This is a genomic window from Campylobacter concisus UNSWCS (assembly GCF_000466685.1).
Taxonomy (GTDB): Bacteria; Campylobacterota; Campylobacteria; order Campylobacterales; family Campylobacteraceae; genus Campylobacter_A; species Campylobacter_A concisus_A.
On sequence record NZ_ANNG01000090.1, the window covers coordinates 1 to 332 of the forward strand.

2 protein-coding genes are annotated in these 332 nt (G+C 41.0%); both read left to right on the plus strand.

The window, feature by feature from the left end; translation table 11 throughout:
- A partial coding sequence (locus tag UNSWCS_RS10760; RefSeq protein ID WP_035144057.1) for a phage tail protein occupies nt 1-226 on the plus strand: 226 nt, incomplete at its 5' end.
- On the plus strand, nt 219-332 hold a 114-nt coding region (locus UNSWCS_RS11735), incomplete at its 3' end, for a tail protein X (protein ID WP_035144058.1). The genes UNSWCS_RS10760 and UNSWCS_RS11735, both read left to right, overlap by 8 nt.

The following is a 332-nucleotide window of genomic DNA, read 5'->3' on the forward strand; positions in this document are numbered from 1 at the left end:
CATAGAGGGCCAGACTATGCCCTATAACGGCGACAAACAAACGGCACTTAAAAGACTTTACGATATAGCTTACTCAAGGCAAAGCTATGCGCTAACCAACGGAAACGGCAAATATTTCGGCAGGTTTGCGGTTATTAAAATCAGCGAAAAACAAGCCGTATTTACCCCAAACGGAGCGTTTTTTACGCAGAGCTTTAGTTTGGAGCTCAGGAGAGATTATGACTAAAATTTACATAGCTAAGGATAACGATAGGCTTGATACTATCGTCTATAACCATTACGGGCATCTAAGATTTTTCGAGCAAGTATTAGCTCTAAATCCAAAACTAGCC